Annotated in this window: 25 protein-coding genes and 1 pseudogene; 12 read left to right on the top strand and 14 right to left on the bottom strand. The window is 63.4% G+C overall.

The annotated features are described in order from the left end of the window. The first annotated feature begins 137 nt into the window (after positions 1–137). From ACX82Z_RS14255 to ACX82Z_RS14235, 5 genes are all read left to right on the top strand, one after another. Complete coding sequence (locus ACX82Z_RS14255; RefSeq protein ID WP_455566084.1) at positions 138–854, top strand: L,D-transpeptidase; 717 nt, start codon at positions 138–140, stop codon at positions 852–854. A gap of 70 nt (positions 855–924) precedes the next feature. After that, positions 925–1557: a DsbA family protein gene (locus ACX82Z_RS14250; protein WP_173187404.1), complete on the top strand. Its 633-nt coding sequence runs from the start codon at positions 925–927 to the stop codon at positions 1555–1557. Positions 1558–1571: 14 nt separating this feature from the next. Further along, positions 1572–2441: a peptidylprolyl isomerase gene (locus ACX82Z_RS14245; protein WP_459589658.1), complete on the top strand. Its 870-nt coding sequence runs from the start codon at positions 1572–1574 to the stop codon at positions 2439–2441. Between the two features lie 34 nt (positions 2442–2475). Beyond that, positions 2476–3039, top strand: a complete 564-nt coding sequence (locus tag ACX82Z_RS14240) for a L,D-transpeptidase (RefSeq protein ID WP_173187400.1) — start codon at positions 2476–2478, stop codon at positions 3037–3039. 11 nt (positions 3040–3050) lie between these two features. Next, a complete protein-coding gene (locus ACX82Z_RS14235) occupies positions 3051–4094 on the top strand; it encodes a flavin-containing monooxygenase (RefSeq protein ID WP_459589656.1) in 1044 nt (347 codons plus the stop codon). 21 nt (positions 4095–4115) lie between these two features. On the opposite strand, the gene ACX82Z_RS14230 is transcribed toward ACX82Z_RS14235, so the two are convergent. The 3 genes from ACX82Z_RS14230 to ACX82Z_RS14220 all read right to left on the bottom strand — a co-directional run bounded on the left by ACX82Z_RS14230 (position 4116) and on the right by ACX82Z_RS14220 (position 7878). Continuing rightward, positions 4116–4847, bottom strand: coding sequence for a DsbA family protein (locus tag ACX82Z_RS14230; protein WP_459589655.1), 732 nt, complete (start codon positions 4845–4847; stop codon positions 4116–4118). Between the two features lie 27 nt (positions 4848–4874). Further along, entirely contained in the window at positions 4875–5948 is a 1074-nt protein-coding gene (locus tag ACX82Z_RS14225; protein WP_312860480.1) for a cell wall hydrolase, read from the bottom strand. A gap of 559 nt (positions 5949–6507) precedes the next feature. Then, positions 6508–7878 carry an Nramp family divalent metal transporter gene (locus ACX82Z_RS14220; RefSeq protein WP_459589654.1) on the bottom strand — a complete coding sequence of 457 codons (1371 nt, stop codon included), beginning with the start codon at positions 7876–7878 and terminating at the stop codon, positions 6508–6510. Between the two features lie 531 nt (positions 7879–8409). Between ACX82Z_RS14220 and ACX82Z_RS14215 the strand changes: the two genes are divergently transcribed. The 5 genes and pseudogenes from ACX82Z_RS14215 to lnt all read left to right on the top strand — a co-directional run bounded on the left by ACX82Z_RS14215 (position 8410) and on the right by lnt (position 11418). After that, positions 8410–8736, top strand: a complete 327-nt coding sequence (locus tag ACX82Z_RS14215) for a hypothetical protein (RefSeq protein ID WP_459589652.1) — start codon at positions 8410–8412, stop codon at positions 8734–8736. Beyond that, entirely contained in the window at positions 8733–8897 is a 165-nt protein-coding gene (locus ACX82Z_RS14210) for a hypothetical protein (protein WP_459589650.1), read from the top strand. Before ACX82Z_RS14215 ends, ACX82Z_RS14210 begins: the two co-directional genes overlap by 4 nt. Positions 8898–9080: 183 nt before the next feature. Continuing rightward, entirely contained in the window at positions 9081–9809 is a 729-nt protein-coding gene (locus tag ACX82Z_RS14205) for a cytochrome c biogenesis CcdA family protein (protein ID WP_459589649.1), read from the top strand. A 5-nt stretch (positions 9810–9814) separates the two neighbouring features. Continuing rightward, positions 9815–10336: pseudogene (locus ACX82Z_RS14200) on the top strand (hypothetical protein); the annotation flags it as partial. A 53-nt stretch (positions 10337–10389) separates the two neighbouring features. Next, positions 10390–11418, top strand: coding sequence for an apolipoprotein N-acyltransferase (gene lnt, locus ACX82Z_RS14195; protein WP_459589647.1), 1029 nt, complete (start codon positions 10390–10392; stop codon positions 11416–11418). Here the strand turns inward: lnt and ACX82Z_RS14190 are convergent. Further along, complete coding sequence (locus ACX82Z_RS14190; protein ID WP_459589646.1) at positions 11415–11930, bottom strand: transglutaminase-like cysteine peptidase; 516 nt, start codon at positions 11928–11930, stop codon at positions 11415–11417. The two genes, lnt and ACX82Z_RS14190, sit on opposite strands and share 4 nt — an antisense overlap. Before the next feature lie 178 nt (positions 11931–12108). On the opposite strand from ACX82Z_RS14190, the gene lspA reads away from it, so the two are divergent. Beyond that, a complete protein-coding gene (lspA, locus tag ACX82Z_RS14185; RefSeq protein ID WP_459589644.1) occupies positions 12109–12720 on the top strand; it encodes a signal peptidase II in 612 nt (203 codons plus the stop codon). A gap of 155 nt (positions 12721–12875) precedes the next feature. On the opposite strand, the gene ACX82Z_RS14180 is transcribed toward lspA, so the two are convergent. The 5 genes from ACX82Z_RS14180 to ACX82Z_RS14160 form a co-directional block, all read right to left on the bottom strand. Further along, positions 12876–13313 (bottom strand): CopG family transcriptional regulator, encoded by a 438-nt coding sequence (locus ACX82Z_RS14180; protein WP_173187386.1) that lies wholly within the window; start codon positions 13311–13313, stop codon positions 12876–12878. A 3-nt stretch (positions 13314–13316) separates the two neighbouring features. Further along, entirely contained in the window at positions 13317–15362 is a 2046-nt protein-coding gene (locus tag ACX82Z_RS14175) for a conjugal transfer protein TraG (protein ID WP_459589642.1), read from the bottom strand. Between the two features lie 147 nt (positions 15363–15509). Beyond that, entirely contained in the window at positions 15510–17249 is a 1740-nt protein-coding gene (locus tag ACX82Z_RS14170) for a relaxase/mobilization nuclease domain-containing protein (RefSeq protein WP_459589641.1), read from the bottom strand. Next, the gene (locus ACX82Z_RS14165; RefSeq protein WP_459589639.1) at positions 17246–17494 is read right to left on the bottom strand and encodes a hypothetical protein; all 249 of its coding nucleotides are present in this window, start codon (positions 17492–17494) and stop codon (positions 17246–17248) included. Before ACX82Z_RS14165 ends, ACX82Z_RS14170 begins: the two co-directional genes overlap by 4 nt. Continuing rightward, on the bottom strand, positions 17491–18273 hold the full coding sequence (locus ACX82Z_RS14160) for a lytic transglycosylase domain-containing protein (protein ID WP_459589637.1): 783 nt from the start codon (positions 18271–18273) through the stop codon (positions 17491–17493). The genes ACX82Z_RS14165 and ACX82Z_RS14160 overlap by 4 nt, the downstream gene beginning before the upstream one ends. On the opposite strand from ACX82Z_RS14160, the gene ACX82Z_RS14155 reads away from it, so the two are divergent. Beyond that, entirely contained in the window at positions 18265–18471 is a 207-nt protein-coding gene (locus ACX82Z_RS14155; RefSeq protein WP_459589635.1) for a hypothetical protein, read from the top strand. The genes ACX82Z_RS14160 and ACX82Z_RS14155 overlap by 9 nt on opposite strands. 39 nt (positions 18472–18510) lie before the next feature. On the opposite strand, the gene ACX82Z_RS14150 is transcribed toward ACX82Z_RS14155, so the two are convergent. The 5 genes from ACX82Z_RS14150 to ACX82Z_RS14130 all read right to left on the bottom strand — a co-directional run bounded on the left by ACX82Z_RS14150 (position 18511) and on the right by ACX82Z_RS14130 (position 21799). After that, positions 18511–18837, bottom strand: a complete 327-nt coding sequence (locus ACX82Z_RS14150) for a DUF736 domain-containing protein (RefSeq protein ID WP_459589633.1) — start codon at positions 18835–18837, stop codon at positions 18511–18513. A 35-nt stretch (positions 18838–18872) separates the two neighbouring features. Further along, on the bottom strand, positions 18873–19433 hold the full coding sequence (locus tag ACX82Z_RS14145) for a S26 family signal peptidase (protein ID WP_459589632.1): 561 nt from the start codon (positions 19431–19433) through the stop codon (positions 18873–18875). Further along, a complete protein-coding gene (locus ACX82Z_RS14140) occupies positions 19430–19924 on the bottom strand; it encodes a DUF2840 domain-containing protein (protein WP_459589630.1) in 495 nt (164 codons plus the stop codon). Before ACX82Z_RS14140 ends, ACX82Z_RS14145 begins: the two co-directional genes overlap by 4 nt. Continuing rightward, positions 19921–20664: a DNA-methyltransferase gene (locus ACX82Z_RS14135; protein WP_459589628.1), complete on the bottom strand. Its 744-nt coding sequence runs from the start codon at positions 20662–20664 to the stop codon at positions 19921–19923. The genes ACX82Z_RS14140 and ACX82Z_RS14135 overlap by 4 nt, the downstream gene beginning before the upstream one ends. A 271-nt stretch (positions 20665–20935) precedes the next feature. Beyond that, positions 20936–21799, bottom strand: coding sequence for a replication initiator protein A (locus ACX82Z_RS14130; RefSeq protein WP_459589626.1), 864 nt, complete (start codon positions 21797–21799; stop codon positions 20936–20938). Between the last annotated feature and the right edge of the window lie 2 nt (positions 21800–21801).

Raw genomic sequence — 21801 nt, 5'->3', positions numbered from 1 at the left:
GAAACGGCCGGTAGGAGATCGAGTTTCTTCGGGCGCAGCCCTGAAGAAGGCGGCTCCGATCCAGACGGTCGCAATTCGTCCTCACCAATTGCTTTCCGCGGGAAGCAATGGACCACGACCGTATTGGGAGCGAAGCATTGACATTCACACCATCACGCACAGGCCTGACCAGGCGGCAAGTCCTGACCCTCGCCGCATCTTCGGCGGCATCCTTGACGCTCGCTGGCTGCACGACCACCGATATCCAGCCCGTCACTGTGGCGCCTGAAACCCCGAGGATCGATCCCTCCTTCGTTTCCATGTATCGGGCGATGCCGGAAGAGGATTTCCCGATCCCCGCAGTGGACCTAAAAAGGGTCGACCGGCAGTTCTACCGCCAGTTCGTCGACGACCCCACCGGCGAACGTCCCGGAACCGTCGTCGTCGATACGCAGTCCTTTTTCCTCTATCTCGTTCTGCCCGACGGCAAGGCGATGAGATACGGCGTCGGCCTCGGGCGGGCGGGGTTCACCTGGTCCGGTGAGGGGGTCATCCAGTGGAAGCGACCCTGGCCAGTCTGGACTCCACCGGCGGAGATGATCGCGCGCCAGCCCGAGCTTGAAGAGTTCAGCGCCGAGAACGGGGGACAGCCGCCTGGGCTCGACAACCCTCTCGGCGCACGAGCGCTCTACATCTTCCAGAACGGTCAGGACACGCTCTATCGGCTGCACGGCTCACCTGAGTACTGGACCATAGGGCGCGCGGTGTCGAGCGGCTGCGTCCGTCTGATCAACCAGGACATCATCGACCTCTACGATCGTGTCTCGATCCCCTCGCCGATCATCGTGCGAAGCGGTCCGAGAGCGATCGCCTGACGACAAAGATAGCGCTTGCTCCTCCAGGGGCTAGAGCTTGCAAAGTAGAATCTCACTTAAGGAAACGACCATGAAACGACGCAACGTTCTATACGGACTGTCCGCTCTCGGAGCGGCAGCCGCCTTTCCACGTCTCACGCTTGCCCAACCCACTCCCGAAGAGCTGCTCGCGCCGGGAGCGCTCACGGAAAAGAGCTTCGGTCCGGAAGACGCTCCGGTCACCGTGATCGAATACGCGTCGCTGACCTGCGGCCACTGCCGCAACTTCCATATGAATGTCTGGCCCGCCTTCAAGGAGAAGTATGTCGACACAGGCAAGGTGCGCTTCATCATGCGCGAGTTCCCGTTCGATCCGCGCTCTTCAGCAGGATTCATGCTGGCCAGGTGCGCCGGCGACGACAAGTGGTACGCTACCATCGACCTGCTCTACCGGACCCAGGACAACTGGGCGCGGTCGTCCGACGGCTCAGGCTCGCTAAGGACGGTCATGGGCATGACCGGGATGGACGAGGCTGCCTTCGAGGCGTGTCTTCAGAATCAGGAACTTCTCGAGCAGGTAAATTCCGTCGCTGAGACGGGCAAGTCCTTCGGCGTCGATTCAACCCCCACGTTCTTCGTCAACGGCGAAATGTACAAGGGCGTACTGAGCATCGACCGCTTCAGCGAAATCGTCGATCCGCTGATCGCGGCGAGCGGCCAGTAAGGGGAGGGCGCAAGATGGGAACTCGCTCTCTCGCTTCCGAGCTCAGAGTCCAAGGGTTCGTTGCCGTTGCGATGATGGTAGCGATGCTGCCACCGCTGGCTCACGGCCAGGAGGCCGAAGTCGTTGCGCGCGTGAACGGCCAGGAAATCACGGTCGCCGATCTCGCAATCGCCGAAGAAATGTATGGACCTCAGCTCGGCCAGATGCCGGAAGACGCCAAGCGTTCCGTTCTCGTGAACGCTCTCATCGAGCTGCGCATCGTGGCCGACGCTGCGCGCGAGGCAAATGTCACGGAGCAGGACGCATTCAAGCGTCAGCTGGCGTTCTTCGAGGCCCAGACGCTTCGATCCGTGTTCATCGAGCAGCGCGTGGCCGAAGCCGTGACGGACGCGGCGATAAGGGCTGCCTATGACGGTCAGGTCGCCAGCGTTCCGCCGGTCATGGAAAGAAAGTTGCGGCATATCCTTGTGCGGACCGAAGGCGAAGCGCTGCACATAATTCGTGGGCTGGGGGAGGGGCAGTCCTTCGCAGATCTTGCACAACAGCACTCCATCGATCCGGTTTCCAAAGAGAAAGGTGGCGATCTCGGATTTATCGCTGAGGGTGGAACCGTGCCGGAAGTCGAGGATGCCGCAGCCCAACTTGAGCCGGGCGAATTCACTCAAACGCCGGTCGCGACTGCCTTCGGCTTCCATGTCGTGATGCTGGAAGAAGCGCGCAATAGGCCGCCTCCTCCCTTCGAGACTGTCGAACCGCAGATCCGGCAAGCGCTCGAGTCTGCTGAAGAGCAACGGCTTCTCGCGGGGCTACGCGCCGCCGCCCAGGTCGAAAAGCTAGTTCCCGACGTCACGCCACCGCAGGCAGACGACGGGCACGATCACTGAACGCGCGCTTCGGCAACTATTGAGGGGCTTTATCATGATTGATCGCAGATCGTTCGCAACAGGGCTAATCGCAGCCGTTTCGGCAGTCCACTTACCTACCTCGGCTCTCGCTAATAGGAGAGTAAAGCTCGACCCGCGCTTTCTTCCCCAAACCGTCGTCTCACCATACGCTCAGCCGGCCGGTACGATCGTGGTCGCTCCACGGGACCGATTCCTGTATTTGATCGAGGGCAGAGGTGCGGCACGACGCTACGGGATCGGCGTAGGCAAGGCAGGTCTCGCATTTTCCGGCTCGGCCATCATCGAACGCAAGGCAAAGTGGCCGGCCTGGCGGCCGACCGCCAACATGATCAGACGCGATCCCGCAAAGTACGCGAGATACGCGGATGGCGTTCCTGGGGGACCGGGCAATCCGCTAGGTTCGCGCGCGCTCTATCTCTACCGCGACGGACGCGACACATACTACCGCATCCATGGCACCACCGAGCCATGGACGATCGGTCAGGCCGTGTCGAACGGGTGCATCCGCATGGTGAACGAGCATGTGGAAGAGCTCTACGAACGTGTGCCGCTCGGCTCCCGAGTCGTGGTGGTCTGATGGAAAAATCGGTGCTGGTCATTGGCGCCGGGCAGGCGGGTCTCGCGGCTGCTTTCCACCTGACCCGGGCCGGCACCGACTACTCCATTGTGGATGCGAACCGGCGCGTCGGTGATAACTGGCGAGCGCGCTATGACGCTCTGACCCTATTCACCCCGCGCCAGTTCAGTGCGCTGCCCGGGCTGGAGCTTGCGGGAAATCGCGAGGGCTACTCCGACCGGGACGAGTTCGCGGACTATCTGGAAGCCTATGCTTCGCGCCTGAGGGTGCCGGTAGAAACCGGAAAGCGATTAGTCCGCCTTTGCAGACGCGACGATGGAAGTTTCGAGGCGACCTTTGAGGACGGCGGAAAGCGACAAGCGAGCGAGGTCATCGTGACGACTGGAGCCTTTCAGGTTCCATCGGTTCCGACAGTCGCCGGAAAGTTCGGCAGCGATGTCCTCCACCTGACGACCGACATCTTTCGCAATGCACGACAGTTGCCGGACGGCCCCGTGCTCGTCGCAGGAGATGGTGCGAGCGGCCGCGACATCGCGGTCGAGTGCCGTCAGGCTCAACCGGTGATCCTGGCGACCGGAAAGCCCCGAAAGTTGCTGCCCGAGCGCATCCTTGGAAAGTCGATCTGGTGGTGGCTTCATCTTACCGGCGCGTTGACGGCATCGCCGGATTCCTGGCTAGGCAGGAGAGTCAGGGCAACTGACGCCTTCCCTGACCGCGACCGCAGCCTCGAAAGCCTGAAAAGAAAGGACATACGAATCGCGCCCCGGCTCGTGGATGCAGACGAGACAACAGCACAGTTCGCGAACGGAAGCTCGGCCGAGGTCCGAACCGTCATCTGGACGGTCGGCTACCGCGACGACAGTTCCTGGCTCGACGTTCCGCTTGCGACGAACGATGACGGCACCTTCCGCCACGTAGCCGGAGTTTCGCCGGTCAAGGGCCTCTATTTCGTCGGGCGGCCTTGGCAGCGAAACAGGGCTTCGGCGCTGATCATGGGAGCTGGACCCGACTCCGAGCTCATCGTCCAGCGGCTTCTGGCCGATCGCGAGTCCTGACGACCGCGGCGGGTCGATCGGTCACTCACGGACCGACCGGACAGCCTCGGCCAGAGGCTCCTTGCCGACGGCCCCTTCGATAATCCGATCGCCGACGACGAAGGAGGGCGTGCCCGTCAACCCGAGGCGTTGGGCGAGCGCCAGGTTCGAGGATATGATTGCCTCGATTTCGGGAGATGCCATCTCGGCTTCGACACGCGCGCGATCGAGGCCCATTTCCTCCACCAGCGACAAGGCCCGGCCCGCGTTGGCCTGACCCTGCATACCCATCAGCCGCGCATGGAGATCGCGGGCGCTCTCGTCGTCACCCAGCCGCTTCACGGCGAGCGCAACTTTTGCCGCCTCGACGGATCCAGGCCCCAGGATAGGAAAGTCCTTCAGGACGATGCGCAACTGTGAATCCTCGGCCTTCAACGCCTGCAGGTCGGGAAAAGCCCTCTTGCAGTAGCCGCAGTTGAAGTCGAAGAACTCGACGAGCGTCACATCGCCATCAGGATTGCCCAGAATTAAATCGGCATCGTTCCGCAGCAGGGCGTCCTGCTCGGCGCGAATCGTTTCCGCTCTGGCCTCCTCCTGTGCCCTGCGCGAACGGTTCTCGAGCTCGATCAGCGCTTCCTCTATGATCTCGGGGTTCTCGAGGATGTACTCGCGGATGATCTTCTCGACCCCCGAGCGATCCAGCGTCTCTGCCATCGCCGCCGGGGTCGCCATAAGGAGAATGGAGAAGGCTCGGACCAGCAAGATGCGCGACATAGTGATGCTCATCGGCTCCTCAACACGCTAGCTCCAGCCGCCGCCATAGGTTCTATAGAAAATGTGCTTGCCGATCTGCGTCATCCGCTCCATCGACTGAGCCCATTTCGGATGGACATAGGTGGCGTTGTAGTGCGTCGAAGACGCCACCTCCGGCAGGAAAATCTTACCCGCGGTGACGGCAAGCGCAACATCCTTTGCAAGCCGGTATGCCCTACGATCCGAAATCACCTCAGGGGCTCCGTCGCACGCGAACGAGAACTGGCACCTGTTGAGCATGTGCTGGTTCTGATAGACTACATCGCAGACGGTGTCCGGATAGGCCGGGTTCCTGACCCGGTTCAGAATAACCTGGGCGACCGCTGCCTGCCCTCTCAATTCCTCGCCGCGAGCCTCGAAATAGATTCCGGTCGCCAGGCACTTCTGTTCGGCGGCGGTGAAGACAATCTTCGGCAGCGGCACCGTCATCCACGAATGGTCACCCTCCGCCATGGGCGGAACGAAACGGCCGCCGGCGCCCGAATTGCCAAGCAGTGCATCGAAGGGTCCTGACGATCGATGGTACGGATCACTAGGAGCGTAAGCCGTTGCAAGAATATCCGCACGGTCGTTGTTCACGAGATCAGCCAGGATCGGGGGCACGCCCTCGAGCCGATGACTATCTGCGCGGTGGAGGGTCGCCATCGCGTTCACGACATCGGAATCTGCTTCGGGCAGGAAGCCGCGCAAGCCAGCCGGAGCGTCAAGGCGATTCGAGAACAAGGCAGTGGCCAGCCCTGTTCGATCAAGGCCGCCGTCGGAGGCAGTTTCGGGAAGCCTTGCCGCTTTTGCCGAACTGGTATTCTGACCTGACGCGCGCGCGCCTCGCAACGCGTCATCGGAGAAGTCTCCGCTCCAGCTTGCGGACGGCCCGCTCGCAAACCTCTCAGCCCCGCTTGCCAAACCAACCCTGAGCTTTCGCAGATGGGAACAAGCATCCTCACCTGGAACGCCGCCGCGCTGCACGAGAACGGTGCCGGTTGCCAGCTCGGAACGCATGTCCTGGATGGCTGTCGGCGACGCGAATCCGAAGGTCAGCCAGCTTGCAAAAAGGGTTGCCACGATCCGACCTCGCCGGGCAGCGGATCTGGATTTCGAGCTCTGACTTTGCTTCGACGACAACGACCGATCTCCTGAGGGGCCTCGGAAGCAAAATGAATTGTTAACCTTGATGATCGGTTAAGACGCAGCACACGGGGCATCTGTTTGAGAGATAATCGGTCGGCTTGTCCGCTATAAACCGACCTGAACGGCTGGGGGCGCGGCCGATTGTCCGATCATCATGGGGCAGGGACTTCAGCCCTATTCTCACCCCTTAGAACTCGCGGGTGCAACTACGCGCGACAATTCCTATTGTGCGACTTTCGCAGGTTTCGGGTAGACTGTCCTAGACCACTGCGCACATGAGGATCTGCTGGCGCTCGTCATTTATTGATGCGGATTTTGCGTAGATTTTCCGATAATCAGCCTTTCGGGCGGCATGTCGTGTCAACAGGGTTCTTCCAGGCGGCTTTTGTTGCCTGATAGGGTTTTCGCCTGACGAGACGTTTCACCAGGCCGCAGATCTCGTGAATTCTCCAATGGTCCCGGGCCTCTGACTACGGTCAAAATGCGCAAGCGGCTACCATCCCATCACGGCCACGGACCAGAGCAGGTTGATGTTCAGCGCGATGATGGTGACGGCGATCAGCGCGCAGAGCGCGGTCAGCCACAGCGGGGCGACCATGTCGCCCATCTTGGCCTTGCTGGCGGTGAACATGACCAGCGGCACGATGGCGAAAGGCAACTGGAAGCTCAGCACGACCTGGCTGAGGATGAGCAACTGGCCGGTGCCTGAACTCCCCCATATCAAGATCACGATGACCGCCGGGACGATCGCGATCGAGCGTGTGACGAGCCGGCGCAGCACTGGACTGATACGGAAATTGATGAAGCCTTCCATGACGATCTGGCCAGCCATTGTGGCGGTCACGGTGGCGTTTAGGCCGGAGCACAGCAGTGCGATGCCGAACATGATCGGTGCGATCGAACCGCCGAGCAGCGGCGCCAGCAGCGCATGGGCCTGATCGATCTCGACAATCTCGGTGTTGCCGCTCGCGTGAAAGGTTGCCGCAGCGAGGATCAGGATAGAAGCGTTGATGGTCAGGGCGAACATCAGCGCGATGGTCGAATCCCAGGTCGCCATACGCAGCGCCTCGAACCTTCGTGCCGGCGTCGTCTCCCAGTTGCGCGTCTGCACGATGCCGGAGTGCAGGTAGAGATTGTGGGGCATCACGGTGGCGCCGATGATGCCCAGTGCGATGTAGAGCATCTCCGGATTGGTCACGATATCGGTCGAGGGCGCGAACCCTGCGATCACACCTGCCCAGTCTGGATCGGCCATGGCGATCTGCACGAAGAAGCAGGCGGTTATGACCGCCAGAAGCGTAATGACAAATGCTTCCACCCAGCGGAAGCCGCGGTTCTGCAGCCACAGGATCAGAAACACGTCGGCGGCGGTGATGAAGACGCCGATTTCGAGTGGGATACCGAACAACAGGTTGAGACCGATTGCCACGCCGATGACCTCGGCGAGGTCGGTGGCGATGATCGCGGCCTCCGCGAAAATCCATAGCGGCCACGACACCCATGACGGATAGGCATCCCGGCAGGCCTGCGCTAGGTCGCGCCCGGACGCGATGGCGAGGCGCGCGCACAGCGATTGCAGCAGGATCGCCATTACGTTGGACAGCAGCGCCACGAACAGGAGCGTGTAGCCGAACTTGGCGCCGCCGGCGAGCGAAGTCGCCCAGTTGCCGGGGTCCATATAGCCGACCGCGACCAGATAGCCAGGGCCGACGAAGGCGAGAAACCTTCGGAACACCGTGCTGCCACGCGGCACGACGATCGAGCCAAAGACTTCGGAGAGTGACGGCGTCGGGCTGGTGCGACGCCAGCCATTGTGGCCAGCCACGGACAACGAGGGTTTCGAATCCAAGGATGGAGAAGACATATGGCTGTCTGTTGCGAATGATTTTCAATTGCAAGATAGGCATATCGCTGACAGTCGTCAATGCGTTTGTCATGGCAGGTTGCAATAAGGTCTCACGCGTTGGCAAAGTTGCTTTGATGATCGGATTGCGAAAAGAGCTGCCCCCGCTTCAGCATTGTGGCTTGTCGGGTACCGTAACCCTTGGTGCGACCAAGGCTCAATGAACGTGAGGGGACGCATGATTGACAAAATCTTTGCGCCCATGCGCTCAATGGCAGGGGTGAGCAGTTCTAGGTCGTCACTAGCAACGACTCAGCCGAATACCGCGCGCGGCATCCGGCATTTTCATTCTGCTGAAATCGCAACTGCGTTAAATCGATATGGGTGCGACTGAAGACGATCCGACACAGTTGATTCAGCTGGAACTTTCACGCTGAGTGCATGCGGTTGGCCTGATGCCGACTTTCCTACGCGCGGTTACGGCAACGCGCGCGACGGCGCCTACGACACGCCCACCCGTCTCTGGAACCGCTTCACCGCTCCCCTACTTCCATGACGCTCGCTGCCGACGCCCGCAAGCGTGATGACTGGTTCGACAGCCGATACCGGCTCGCTCTAACGGAAGGCGAGCGCGCAGACCTCACGGCCTATCCGGAGGCCGCTGGCAATGCCGACGAGCCCTATCGGAAGTTCGAGGGACCGGGGTCGGTATTCCACTTCGCCTGGGAGGAACTGACGACGTTCGCCTGCACGTTGAAAAAGCTGTTCAATGGCCGACGCCGAGATCACCTCTGCCTAGCTGGCGGGCCAGGGGGCGTGTTGGCGCTTGGACACAGATCGCGCCCGACATCGTGCGACACGCTTTCCGCTTCGAGATGAACCTGCGGGAGTCCCTCATCCTCGGCCTCGTCGGCGCCGGCGGAATCGGCTTCTACATCGAGACCTATGTCCGCACCTTCCAGTACGAAAAGGTCGCCACACTGACGATCGTCGTCGTGATCGAACTTGCCAACAACGCGATCCGCACGTTGCTACGATAGAGGCGAGATAGAAGGTTTACGCGACGAACGAAGGCTGAGTGCCCGCGCTCCGGCCTCGATCGATCGGCGCGGCGCAATGTCACGCAGGACGAGCCTCGATCCGGCCTTGAACCTCATGTTGCTAGAGCATGTATGGGCGCTACGTTCGTCCACACCGAATCCGACGAAGGAAGAGGACCTGAAATGACGATCGACGTCTCGGCAGTCGGTCTCGCAACGGCGGTCGTGGCCGGCGCGATCTCGTTCGTCTCGCCCTGTGTCCTGCCTCTGGTGCCGGGCTATCTCTCGTTCGTTTCCAGCGGCGTGAATCCACAGTCGGCGCAACTCGGCGACCGGTTGCGGATCGTCTGGTCGGCGATGTTCTTTATCGCGGGGTTCACGACGATCTTCGTCATTCTCGGGTTGGGCGCGCAGTTCCTCGGCGGCCTGCTACTTCGCTATAGCTTTGAAGCCAACCTCGTGGGCGGCGGCCTGCTGGTCCTGTTCGGCCTGATGATGACCGGCCTCATCAGGCTTCCCTTCCTCATGCAGGATTACCGCGCAGAAGGACCACAAGTCGTATCCGGCCCCGCTGGCGCATACACTCTTGGCCTCGCCTTTGCCTTCGGCTGGACGCCATGCATCGGGCCGGTTCTGGGCTCGATCCTGACGTTGACCGCGGTGTCGTCCGGAAGCGGAGCGGTCCTCCTCGCCGCCTACAGCCTCGGCCTCGGTATCCCGTTTCTGGTCGTCGCGCTCGCGTTCGGGAAGGTTGCCGGCTTCATGAAAAGGGCGCGCTACGCCGGCCATGTTCTAAACGTCACCGCCGGCGCGATCATGATCACGATGGGCTTGCTGATGATGACGGGCCGCATGACGCTGATCGCGTTCTGGCTTCTGGAGCGGTTTCCAGGACTTGCCTATGTCGGCTGAGTAGAATGACGGACCGGGGGGTGATCGGACCGGAACGCAGCCTTGGCCGGATAACCTATCCGTGGTCGGGACTCGCCGTGTCGCTCCCGGTCTGCGCGTTGATGGGCGCCCTCACAGCTCTAGCTTTTGCTCCGTACTTCGTTCTCCCGCTTGTGCTAGTCGGCTTTGCGGCCTTCGCTCTGTTCATCCGTCACTGCGGCGGGTCGGGTGCCGCCTTGCTGATCGGCTGGGGCTTTGGCATCGGCCAGTTCCTGGTCGGCCTGCGGTGGATTTCCGAGAGCTTTTTCGTCGACGCGGATCGGTTCGGGGCACTCGCCTGGCCGGCGGTGTTGGGCCTTTCCGGCTTCCTCGCCCTGTTCCCGGCATTTGCCGCAGCTGCGACGCGCTATCTTGGTGGACGCGGACCGATCGCCTTTCTCATGTTTCCAGGATTCTGGACGCTTGCCGAAATGGCGCGCGGCGTCCTCTTCACCGGCTTTCCTTGGAACCTGACAGGGTATGTCTGGGGCTTCAGCGACGCGACGCTTCAGCCTATGTCGGCGATCGGCGTTCACGGAGTTGGCTTCGTCACCGTGATGATATGTATGGTTCCTCTAGCGCTTGCAGAACGATATCGTCTCCGACCATGGGCCTTCGCAGTGACGATACTCGTTGTGCCTATGATCGGGGCAGGGTTCTTCTGGGCTTTCGGAGCGGTTCGGCTTGCAAACGCCGAAACCGCCGGCGATGCTGGTCCCTGGATTCGTGTCGTTCAGCCGAACATCCCGCAGGATCAAAATGGGATCCAGACGCGGCAACGCGGCACCTTCGGAAGCTGCATGACCTCAGTACGTCGGCCGCTCCCGAGCGGTCACGGGTCGTCATATGGCCGGAAACAGCATATCCGTATCTCTATTCCGACGATGTCAGCTTTCCGGAAGCTCTACTCGGGAGCATTCCCGAGGATGGTTTGCTGCTGTTCGGCGCGGTACGAGCTTCCCCCGGGGAAACAGCTGAAGTTGGGGGACTGCTGAACAGCCTGCTCGCCGTCGATCATACGGGCAAGGTCGTTGCTGACTACGACAAGATCAGGCTGGTGCCCTTCGGCGAGTTCACGCCCCTCAAAGGCTTCCCCGGGATCGCCAAGCTCACAGCAGGCGATATCGACTACGTGCCGGGTTCGGACAGCTCACCATTGACTCTTCCGGCACTGCCACCTTTTCGGGTGCTGATTTGCTATGAGGCGATTTTCCCGTTGCCGAAGGTCAATGAGGAGCGATGGCTGCTCAACGTCACGAACGACGCCTGGTTCGGCCTTTCGGCGGGACCCTACCAGCATTTCCTATCAGCAAGGGTCCGCTCAATCGAAGCGGGCCTCCCTATGATCCGTGCCGCGAACAGCGGAATCAGCGCGGTCGTGGATGGCTATGGCCGAATTCAGCAGATGCTACCATTGGCGGCCGAAGGCGTTTTCGACACGTCCCTACCCAGCCCCATTCCGCAGCGTACACCTTACAGTAAGCTCGGCGATATGCCTACTTTGATTGTTGTGGGCATCTTGATCGCCGTTGGCATGACTTTCCGAAGAAAGAGTCAAGCCCGGCGAGATGAGCTCCAAGAAGATCCTTAGTGGAGCGAACCCACGAGAGGCGTATCGCCTTCCCTGATTGTAACCCATCGGCCCGAATGCGTCGTCGACTGCCGCTTTAGATAAAGGTATTGTGTTTCGTCCCAGTTCAGAATCGCATCGGTAAGGTTGTCGAGGATCACGTCGCCGCTGTTGGTTCGTACGGTTAGCACCGCATGGCCTTCGCCATTGGGCCGCTTAAGCACCGTCAAGAGAAGATTCGAGGTCGACACGCCTTCCGTGAGCAGGATGCGGCGTTTCGCCAGCGCGTAATCCTCGCAATCTCCGGCGTCGACCGGATACGTCCAGTATTCGTCGACTCCGTAAAGCTCAAGGTCGCTTTTCGGCTTCACTGCCCGATTGATCTTGACGGTAAGCCTCTCCAGGCGTGCCAACAGTTCCTCGGACATAGGTAACGGATTGATGTCACGAGACCTGACCGAGCACTCTGCCGGCTTCCGCTTGCAGAACTCATAGTGACCGATCGGTTGCGATGTGAGACCGCCGGTAATCATCGGTGAAGGGTGCGCCTGGGCTGCGGAAGTCCAGCCAAGCGTTGACAGTGCGATAGCGAAGGTCGCCAGCGACCGACACAATCCCCCCATCGGAGCCCCCACCTAATCGGTTAAACTTCGTTACTAAACGCCTAACGGCAATAGGCCGTGAGGTCCATTGCATCACCGTAACATTCTCGTGAGTGCGCGCCTCGTGCCGATTTCTGTTTTTCCACAGACGCCTTCAGCCGCCCTCTTGAAGCTCAGCCAGCTAGAGGTGCGAGCGATATGTGGTCTGCAAACCACGGGGCAGCTAGCGATGATGCGAGGCACCAACACAACGCGCATTCTGGTTGGTTTAATCTGCATCCTTTCGGCATTCGCTATAGATCAATTTACGAAGACTGTCATCGTCGAGATAATAATGCAGCCGCCTCGTGTAATCTACGTCACGCCATTTTTGAATATAATCCTTAGTTATAATGAAGGAATCAGCTTTGGACTTTTCTCGGGCGTTTTCAGGGACTGGTCCGCGTTACTGATCTGGATGGCTCTGGCTCTGGCGATTGTGTTACTGATATGGATGATCTTTTCTCATAGCTTCGTCACGACGGCGGCGCTCGGCCTTATGGCAGGGGGCGCGCTTGGCAACATCTACGACCGCGTCCAGCGGGGTAAAGTGACGGATTTCATCGATCTCCATGCCGGCTCATGGCATTGGCCGACATTCAACATCGCAGACGTGGCAATTGTAGGTGGAGCCATCATCCTTATCCTCTGTTCTCTTCGGTTCACTTCGTCGCCAAACTAGCAAATTCGAGATCGGCGGAAACGGTTCAGGCAGCGACGCGATGAATACCGGGAAAGGTGTGAGATCGTCGGTTTAAGTGCATATCCTCGCGACGAAGTCGCCCTGCTGACACGGGAAGCTTAGCGGCTTGGAGCCGTGCATTGACCGCAAGTCGGCTATAAGTCGTCGGGAATTTCCTGCCTAAGGTTTGGCCCCTTGGCAAGCCGGCGACCGAGTGCTTCAAGAAATCTGTCGTAACGCTCACCGCCTTTGGCCTGGGAGGCCGCCTGGACAGCTTCCGGCATTGTCGCCGTGGAGGTCAGCCAGGAGCGCATGAATATGGCGAAGGCTTCGTTAGCGATGCCGATGTCGCGTTCGAGGCGCTGAATGTTGCGGTCGATTCGATCGAGACGCTTCGCGATGGCGGCCTCCTGCCGCTCGTCGGCATCGGGCGAGAGGAAGGAGGCGATGGCGGCTTCCGCGATCAGGGAGCGGGACTGCTCGCGACGATCGGCGAAGTCGGCCAGCAGGCGCATCAACTCGGCGCCGAGATAGACGGAAAGCCGCTTCTTCCGATCAGGGCGCTCGCGCTGTTCACGGGGCGGCTCGTGCATGGGTCACAGATCCATGTTGTCGCCAGGGTCCATCGAGACCTGGCGGGCGACGAGCCGCATGTTGCGCACGAGCATGCGATTGGTTGCGGCATCGCTGTCGGGCTCGTCAATGTCGGGCTCGAACTCGTTGGCGGGCGGCTTGGGCTGTTCCGGCGCGATGTCCTTGTGGGGCTCAAGGCCGGGCTCGCGACGCAGGCCGGCATTCGCCGGGTCGTCGTCGGGCCTGGTTGCCGAGGGTGACTCCGCCGCGCCGTTCGCGGCCGGCGCGGCAGCAGCGGCATTGCCTAGCATCGGGACCGCGCCTGTGGTCACAGTCGGGGCCGGCTTCAGCGCCGACCAATCATCCGGTTGCGGAACGAGGCCGGCACGAGGATCGGCCGGAACGGGAAGCAGGCGCTCCGTGAGACGGGCATCCTCGTAGTAGCGCGCCTTCTTCGCGCGGATCGGCGCGATGCCGGCGACCATGACGATCTCGTCGTCCGGCGGAAGCTGCATCACCTCGCCGGGGGTGAGCAGCGGCCGTGCGGCCTCGGAGCGCGAGACCATGAGATGACCGAGCCAGGGAGCCAGTCTGTGTCCCGCGTAGTTCTGCATGGCGCGCATCTCGGTGGCGGTGCCGAGGGCGTCCGACACGCGCTTGGCGGTGCGCTCGTCGTTGGTCGCGAAGCTGACGCGGACATGGCAGTTGTCGAGGATGGAGTTGTTGGCGCCGTAAGCCTTTTCAATCTGGTTGAGGCTCTGCGCGATCAGGAACGCCTTGATGCCGTAGCCGGCCATGAAGGCGAGCGCGGATTCAAAGAAGTCGAGCCGGCCGAGCGCGGGAAATTCGTCCAGCATCAGGAGAAGGCGATGACGGCGGCCCTTCGCGTGAAGCTCCTCGGTGAGCCGGCGGCCGATCTGGTTGAGCACCAGGCGGACGAGCGGCTTGGTGCGGGAGATGTCGGAGGGCGGCACGACGAGATAGAGGGTGGTCGGCCGCTCGCCGGACACGACGTCGGCAATGCGCCAGTCGCAGCGGGCGGTGACGGCCGCGACGACGGGATCGCGATAAAGGCCGAGGAAGGACATGGCGGTGGACAGCACGCCGGAGCGCTCGTTGTCCGATTTGTTGAGCAGCTCGCGCGCCGCGCTGGCGATGACGGGGTGCGGTCCCTTCTCGCCGAGATGCGGCTTGGTCATCATCGCCGCCAGGGTCGTCTCGATGGGGCGACGAGGATCGGACAGGAAAGCGGCGACGCCAGCGAGCGTCTTGTCCTTCTCGGCATAGAGGACATGGAGGATGGCGCCGACCAGCAGGGAATGGCTGGTCTTCTCCCAATGGTTCCTCTTCTCAAGCGAGCCCTCCGGGTCGACCAGCACGTCGGCCACGTTCTGCACGTCCCTGACCTCCCACTCGCCCTTCCTGACTTCGAGCAACGGATTGTAGGCGGCGGACTGCGCATTAGTCGGGTCGAAGAGCAAGACGCGGCCGAAGCGGGCGCGCAGGCCGGCGGTCAGATCCCAGTTCTCGCCCTTGATGTCGTGGACGATCGCGGAGCCCGGCCAGGTGAGCAGGGTCGGCACCACCAACCCGACACCCTTGCCGGAGCGTGTCGGGGCGAAGCACAGGACGTGCTCGGCGCCGTCGTGACGGAGATAGTCACGGTCGAGCTTGCCGAGCACGACGCCATCGTCGCCGAGCAGGCCTGCGACAGCAATCTCCTTGCGCTCGGCCCAGCGGGCAGAGCCGAAGGTGCGAACATCCTTGGCCTCGCGCGCGCGGTAGATCGACATGAGGATGGCGGCCGCGATGGCGAGGAGCCCGCCGGAGGCGGCGATACCGGCGCCCTCGTAGAAGATCGTCGGAGCATAGGCGTCGTAGAAATACCACCACCAAATGAACGCGGGCGGCGGATAGACCGGCAGGCCGCCCAGCTCGAACCACGGATTGCCGAGCTGCGCCTGAAAGCCGAGCCGCCATGCCGTCCATTGCGTCGCGCCCCAGACCGCGACCAGCACGATCGAGAACACCACAATGATCTGGCCCCACATGACACGGCTGGTGGACAAGGCGGCAATCTCCTTATGTTCGATGCGGCACGTCGCAGAAGGACATGCTGCGCGCGGGATTCAATGCCGCATGGCCGGTGGCTCGAAGCCGATCGAACTGCTCGCGGAAAATACTTGCGGGATGCGGTGCACATTCGCGGTTGCCGGTCATAGCCCCAGCCCCCGCTTTCGGCCGAACGACCAATCGACGCCGCCACCGGCGCGGGCGACGCCGGAGATGTGCTGGTCGATGTGCTTCTCGACCGATGGCGTCCAGGGCACGAGCTTGAAGCCGAGCCCGTCGTCGATCATGGCGAAGCGGCCGGAGGCGAGCGCGAAGCGCTGCCGATAGGTGCCGGCGACATATTCGCCGTCCGCCGCCTTCTGGAACGGCGCGCCGGTCTCGACCGCGAGCTTCTGGCCGAGCGCGTCCAGCTCGCGCTCGCGCAGGGTGTTGAGGAGATTGCGGGCAAAGACGATGCGCTGGCCTTCGCGCCGGGCGAAGCCCTCGGCGACGAGATGGTCGGCGCGGGCGTCCATCGCTTGCTTCACCTCCAGGCCGAAGCCGCCGCCGCCAAGATCGACGGGATCGCGGGAGACGAGCTGTCGATCGAGCCAGGTCGAGCCGGTCGCCGTGGTCTGCGCCTCGATGGACAGGTCCGCTCGGACGGCGAGCGCCGTGCGGGTCCGGCCGCCGGCATCCTCATAGCGGCGCAGCTCGACGATGGAGCCGGGCGCGGAATCGCCGGCCGCGTCGAGATTGTGGAAGCGGATGTGATGGGTGCGCCCGTCGATGCCGTCGATCACGGCCCAGGCGCTGCCGCGCAGCTCGTCATCCAGGCCGCGTTCGACCAGCCTGCCGATGATGGGATCGGCGTTGACCTCGCCGGCGATGACGTAATCGGTCAGGCCGCGATCTATGCCGCATTCGGTGAGCGCACGGTGCATCCGCTTGATGATGTCGCCGCGCTCGCCCAGCTCGCGCAACGTGGCTTCGGCTTCATCGGCGATGATCCATTGGCCGGGACCGATGGTCTCCGCGAGGCCGAGGCGTTCGAGATGACGAAGCCTGCCGACCTTCAGCGTCACATATTCGTCTGGCTGCCTGTCGGGTGACGGCGCCACGTCGATGATGCCGTTGCGGCCGGCGTCGCGGGCAAGCTGGCGGTCGAGTTGGGTCCAGCGCTCGGCCTCGACTTGGGTGGCCAGCGCGCGGCGGATGTCGAGATCGGTGCGCGGGCCGAGCTCCTGGGTGATGAGGTCCTGGGCGCGGTTGCGCATGCCCTCCTTGATATAGTCGCGGGCGATCACGAGGTCGTTGCCGTCATCGGCGCGGCCGCGCAGGATGACATGGACATGGGGATGCTCGGTGTTCCAGTGATCGACGGCCACCCAGTCCAGCTTGGTGCCGAGGTCCTTTTCCATCTGCGCCATTAGATCGCGGGTGAAGGTTTTCAGGTCGGACATTTCCGTCGCGTCGTCGGGCGAGACGATGAAGCGGAAATGATGGCGGTCGTCCTCGCAGCGTTCGGCAAAGCCCTTCACGTCGGCGTCGTCCGTCTCCGGGCCGAACATGCGCGCCTTCTCGCCGTCGCGGGTCACGCCATCGCGGCGCAGATAGTTGAGATGGGCTGTGAGCGGCGCGGAGCGCGCGGTGTGCCTGACCACGCGGGTCTTGATGACGGCGCCGCGCGATCGGCTGGAGATGAGGCGATTGGCGCGCACGCTCGCCACGCGGCCGCGGCCGAAACGCGAGCCGTTGCCGGAGGTGATCCTGCCGGAGCGGGAGATGCGGCCGCCGGCCTTCTGCGCGGCGGCGAGCGCCTGGGCGACGAATGGCTTCGCCCGCTGCGCTCGGCTCGAACGGATTCGGCCCGGCCGGACGCGGAAATCGTCGTCCCGGCTCATGGCCGTTTCCGCCGCGATGTGCGGTTTCCGCTGAAATCGCACGAGAATACCTTGGCGCGCACCTCGCGCGCCTGATCCGCGATGTGCGCGGAAATCCAAAAAGCGCAAGCGAAACAACACTCCAACCGAGCGGCGATGTGCCGCTTTTTATCCCGCCCTCCTTCGGCCTGATGTGCCGCTGCCCCGCAGCGCACCGCAATCCCTGCGATTGCGCACCACGCGAAGTCAGAGACTGCGATCTTCAACGCCGATCTCCTTCCCTTGCAGGCCGCTCTACGAACAGACCGCCGGATGGCGGCGCGAGCGCCGACAGATCGACGATCGCCGGCGCGTCGGAAGGTCGGCCGGAAAGAGGGAGGGAGTCGTCCGCATCGTCGTGATCGCGGTCAGTGGAGCGCGCGAAGAAGAGCGGAGCGCGACGCCATGAGGGCGATGACGATGAACCGGCAGAGTGCGTGATCGGTGCCGTGCCGTCGATCATCGGCGTGGTTTTCGCAACGTAATCGACGGTCTCGGCCGGCAACGTGCGGCCGCTGGCGAGATGCTCGTCGTAGCGGCCGGGACCGGCATTGTAGGCGGCCAGCATCGCGTCGACCGAGCCGTATCGGTCGTGCATCTCGCGCAGATATGCCGTGCCTGCGAGGATGTTGTCGCGCGGCTGCCAGGGGTCTGCGCCGAGGCCATGCGTCGCGCGCAGTTCCTCCCATGTCGCAGGCATGACCTGCATGAGGCCGATGGCGCCCTTGGGCGAGAGCGCGGCCGGATCGCCGACACTCTCGACGGCCATGACCGCGCGTATCCAGCGCTCGGGAATGGCGAAGCGGCGGGCGGCCTCGGCGACATGGGGCGCCCACGGATCGGATCGCGGAGCAGCCGAGACGGTGGCCGAAAGCGGTTCGTCGGGCGGCGGCTCGGCCGACGCGGGAGCCGCCATGACCGCGATCAAGGCGCATGCGACCAGCGTCGCCATGAGGGTTGGGACGGCAGCGCAGGCAGCGCAGGCACCGCCGTCCCGATGCGCCACCAGCCTGCCATCGTGCTCGCTTCGGCCAAGGGCAAGGCTTCGCCGGCGGCCGACATTTTCCGGGCGGGTATCGTCGGGCGACAGGACCGCAACCCGGAAAACAGGCCGCCGCCCTTGACCTCCGCTGCGTGCGACGGCCGCCCGATGGGCGATCGGGTCGAGGGGGGTGACCGGCGCTCGACCGATCAAGGAGAGTGAGCCTGAAGGATCACGGGAACGATGGCAGCGCATGATCGGTCATGCCTCGCCGTCGTTCTTCTTCCGGCGCGTCCAGAGCAGGTTCCACGCGCCCTTCTTCGTGTCTGACTCGAACAGCCTTGCGCGGATCGGCTCGAAGAAGGACGGATCGTCGATGGTCAGGGACAGGTAGCTTCCGGCCTTGTCGCCGGTGCGGTTCCAGGCCGCGCCGACTTCCTGCCCGTCGAGGAAGACGCGATGCTCGGGTGCGTTCTCGGCGTCCGATTTCTCGGCGGGCAGGATGGCGACTTCTACATCGAGCGTAAGCGTGCGGACGCGGCCAAAGAAGCCGTCATCGTTGCGGGTGAAGGTGCCGATCTGGGCCATGCGATGTTCCTTTTGCGAGGTTGGAGAACGAGCCGTCACGGCTCGTCGGAAACCGGCTCGCGGAAGGATTCCGTGGCCGGATCAGGATCGTCGGTTGTCCAGACGGGGACCGCCCGGCCGACAATGGTTGAGACCGGGAGCGGCCCGAAATAGCGGCTGTCGAAGCTGTCCCGGCTGTCCCAGTTCATGAAGAAGGCTTGGCCTTCGCCGAGCGTGCGGCAGCCCTGCCAGACAGGCAGCGGGCGGCCGTGCGTGTCGAGCGCGCGAGCGTCGCCATAGGTCATGCCGTAGGCGGTGATGGTGCCGCCGTACCGACACACCTCGGTTCCGCCGAGTGCCAGCACGCGCTTGATGAGCGGCAGGCCGCGCGGCAGGTAGCCGCGTTCGGCAAGGAAGTCGGCCAGCTCGTCGGGCGGCATGACGACGGCGAGGTCCGTCACCTCCATCCGGTCGGCGGGCACGATACGGTAGAGGCCGACCGGCACGCTGGCCGATGCGTTCCAGATGAAGCGCAGATCGGGACGGTGCAACGCCGGAGCCGCGACCAGCACCGCGCCGGCGATCATGGTGATGAGCGTCAGGCGGCGCGTTCTCATGGCCGTATCTCGCGGCGGCGCAGCCAGGCGCGATGCTGCTCGGCCGAATAGGCGCGGAACGGCTCGTTGACGCTGATGCGGTTATGGACGTGCCGCCAGTGGTCCGGCGCGGCATCGGCCGGGTCGATGCCCAGCGCCTCGATCGCTTCGACCACCTTCAGAACGGCCTCGACCTTCGGCCAGCCTGTGATGCGAAGCAGGATCTCGCCGCCCGGCCGCACGAACGGGAGCGTCTGGAACGGCTCGCCGGACGCTACGGCGCGCACGATGTCGATGCGCGAGATGATCGTGCCATGCTCGTTGCCGGCCCAGCGGACGAAGGCGAAGACGCTGCCCGGCGCGAAGACGACGACACGGCGATGGCGGTCGAGGCGCTGGTCCTCGGTGGCGCGGCCGAAGCGTATCCAGTGCTCGACGTGGTTCTCGCGCCAGGTCAGCTCGACCACCGTGCGGTCGGCCGGCAGGCCGGCGCTGCGGATGCTCGTCGTCATGGCGGTGTCCCTTCCGTGAAGGGCAGCACGGATGTGATGCGCGCCCGCGCGCGCTCGGCCATCGCCGCGTCGATCTCGCAGCCGAGATAGCGGCGGCCGGTCAGCCGGCAGGCTTCGCCGGCAGCACCGGAGCCCGCGAACCAGTCGCCGACCAGGCCGCCAGGCGGGCAGCTCGTGCGGATCAGGATTTCGAGGAGGAAGACGGGCTTCTCGGTCGGGTGGATGGCGCGTCCATGCGCGTTGCGCAGGAAGATCACAGAGCGCATCAGGCGCGGGCCGCCGTCCTCGCTGACATAGTGGCCGGCGTCGATCCGGCCGGTATGCGGCGGCCGCTTCTTGCGCCGCACGGTGCGCGCCGTGGCGTCCGGCGTCGTCTGCACCTCGTTGTAGACGCCGCTCCACGGCACGTCGGCGCGGCGGAATTGCACGGCCAGCTCGTGGACCCTGCGAAAGCGATCGGCGTGGAAGGAGGAGCCGTTCTGCTTCTCCCAGACGATCTCTTGCGCATAGGTCAGGCCGGCATCCGAGAAGGACCTTCCGGTGGTCATGAAGGAGCGCAGCGAGCCGAACGCCCAGATCGAGCCGGACGGCTTCAGGGAGGCGCGCGCGAGCGGCAGCCAGCCGTCGACCTGCCGGTCCCAGGCGAGCGACGTGTCGCCATAGGGCGGATCGGCAAGGATCAGATCGAACGGGCCGTGCGCCGGCATCAGGTCGCGGCAATCGCCGGTGAGGATCGTCATGGCGCTATCCTCCGCATGCCGATCAGGCTGCGGCGCCATTGTCCCCGATTTCGTGAAATGGGAGACCGCGTTAGCAAGAATCCGAAGGATTCTATAGTTAGGGAAGTTAGAGGGGCCGGATTCCGCCTGTCGAATCCGATGCTTGCCGGCCGCGCGCGTTCCTGATGGTACGGGATTCGCGTTCCCGAAAAGACGGGGATCGGCGTTCCCGATAGTACGGTTCCATCCACATGCTTTCCACGGCTGCGGGGGAGCGATGTCCCGGATGCGATCATGATGCCGCTCCCGCACGCTTGCGGCGGCGCGGCATGGGCTGCTCACCGATCGGCTGGAAGGTCAGGCGCTGGCGGCCATCGGGATCGTCCACCAGCGCCAGGCGGTATCCGGGAAGCGGCTGGCGCCGGACGATGGCGCGCAGCTCGAAGCGGAAGCGCCGGAGCGGCGACAGGCTTCCGGACTTGAGATGAAGATGCGGAACGTCGAAGCTCCAGCCGCCGCCCTGCCGGCCGCCATGCTTGCGCACGAGCCGGTAGAGCCAGCGTTCGAGGCCGCCGGTCAGCCCGAAATAGTCGCGGTCGATGGTCAGCACGAGCGCGTCGTCGAGGACGCCGGCATAGAACCAATCGGGAAAGATCAGCTCGATGCCGAGCGACCGACCCTGCGCGTCGAGCCGCTCCTTCCACTCGGCGATCCACGAGAAGCGGTGTCGGCGGCGCTCGGATGGCTGGCGAATCGAGGTGAGGATGGTGGTCGATTGCAGCCGGTCGAGCGCGGCCTTCAGCCTGTCGTAGTTCAGACCGGAGTCGGTTCGGCCGATGAAGGTGAGGATCTCGTAGGGAGTAGATGCCATGAAGCGCGACGTGGAGAGGCCACGGTCGCGCGCGTCGACGATCTGGCTTGCCGCCCAGATCAGCACGTCGGCATCCCAGATGGTCGCCATGCCGTGCTCGGCCGTCGCCTCGACGCGGATCGACACGTCGCCCATGCGGAAGTCGATGGGCGTGATGCGGCGGGATTTGCCGAGCGAGAAGAACGGCCAGGACATGAGGTCTTGTGCGTCGCGCGCGGCGATCTCGCCGGAGCGTGCCCTGAAGAGTTCGAGCTGCTGGCCCTGATATGTGCGGCGCGTGGTCATGC

It is taken from the genome of Aliihoeflea sp. PC F10.4 (assembly GCF_054612275.1).
This window is presented reverse-complemented; position numbering and strand designations above follow the sequence as displayed.

What these genes read in the sequence shown, in the direction of transcription:
- ACX82Z_RS14130 (WP_459589626.1), bottom strand. Translation starts at nt 21,799, where the DNA reads ATGACCACGCGCCGCACATATCAGGGCCAGCAGCTCGAACTCTTCAGG.
- ACX82Z_RS14135 (WP_459589628.1), bottom strand. Translation starts at nt 20,664, where the DNA reads ATGACGATCCTCACCGGCGATTGCCGCGACCTGATGCCGGCGCACGGC.
- ACX82Z_RS14230 (WP_459589655.1), bottom strand. Translation starts at nt 4,847, where the DNA reads ATGTCGCGCATCTTGCTGGTCCGAGCCTTCTCCATTCTCCTTATGGCG.
- ACX82Z_RS14220 (WP_459589654.1), bottom strand. Translation starts at nt 7,878, where the DNA reads ATGTCTTCTCCATCCTTGGATTCGAAACCCTCGTTGTCCGTGGCTGGC.
- ACX82Z_RS14155 (WP_459589635.1), top strand. Translation starts at nt 18,265, where the DNA reads ATGCGCCACCAGCCTGCCATCGTGCTCGCTTCGGCCAAGGGCAAGGCT.
- ACX82Z_RS14190 (WP_459589646.1), bottom strand. Translation starts at nt 11,930, where the DNA reads ATGATTACCGGCGGTCTCACATCGCAACCGATCGGTCACTATGAGTTC.
- ACX82Z_RS14180 (WP_173187386.1), bottom strand. Translation starts at nt 13,313, where the DNA reads ATGCACGAGCCGCCCCGTGAACAGCGCGAGCGCCCTGATCGGAAGAAG.
- ACX82Z_RS14240 (WP_173187400.1), top strand. Translation starts at nt 2,476, where the DNA reads ATGATTGATCGCAGATCGTTCGCAACAGGGCTAATCGCAGCCGTTTCG.
- lnt (WP_459589647.1), top strand. Translation starts at nt 10,390, where the DNA reads ATGTATGGTTCCTCTAGCGCTTGCAGAACGATATCGTCTCCGACCATG.
- ACX82Z_RS14205 (WP_459589649.1), top strand. Translation starts at nt 9,081, where the DNA reads ATGACGATCGACGTCTCGGCAGTCGGTCTCGCAACGGCGGTCGTGGCC.
- ACX82Z_RS14250 (WP_173187404.1), top strand. Translation starts at nt 925, where the DNA reads ATGAAACGACGCAACGTTCTATACGGACTGTCCGCTCTCGGAGCGGCA.
- ACX82Z_RS14215 (WP_459589652.1), top strand. Translation starts at nt 8,410, where the DNA reads ATGACGCTCGCTGCCGACGCCCGCAAGCGTGATGACTGGTTCGACAGC.
- ACX82Z_RS14210 (WP_459589650.1), top strand. Translation starts at nt 8,733, where the DNA reads ATGAACCTGCGGGAGTCCCTCATCCTCGGCCTCGTCGGCGCCGGCGGA.
- ACX82Z_RS14145 (WP_459589632.1), bottom strand. Translation starts at nt 19,433, where the DNA reads ATGAGAACGCGCCGCCTGACGCTCATCACCATGATCGCCGGCGCGGTG.
- ACX82Z_RS14150 (WP_459589633.1), bottom strand. Translation starts at nt 18,837, where the DNA reads ATGGCCCAGATCGGCACCTTCACCCGCAACGATGACGGCTTCTTTGGC.
- ACX82Z_RS14245 (WP_459589658.1), top strand. Translation starts at nt 1,572, where the DNA reads ATGGGAACTCGCTCTCTCGCTTCCGAGCTCAGAGTCCAAGGGTTCGTT.
- ACX82Z_RS14170 (WP_459589641.1), bottom strand. Translation starts at nt 17,249, where the DNA reads ATGAGCCGGGACGACGATTTCCGCGTCCGGCCGGGCCGAATCCGTTCG.
- ACX82Z_RS14140 (WP_459589630.1), bottom strand. Translation starts at nt 19,924, where the DNA reads ATGACGACGAGCATCCGCAGCGCCGGCCTGCCGGCCGACCGCACGGTG.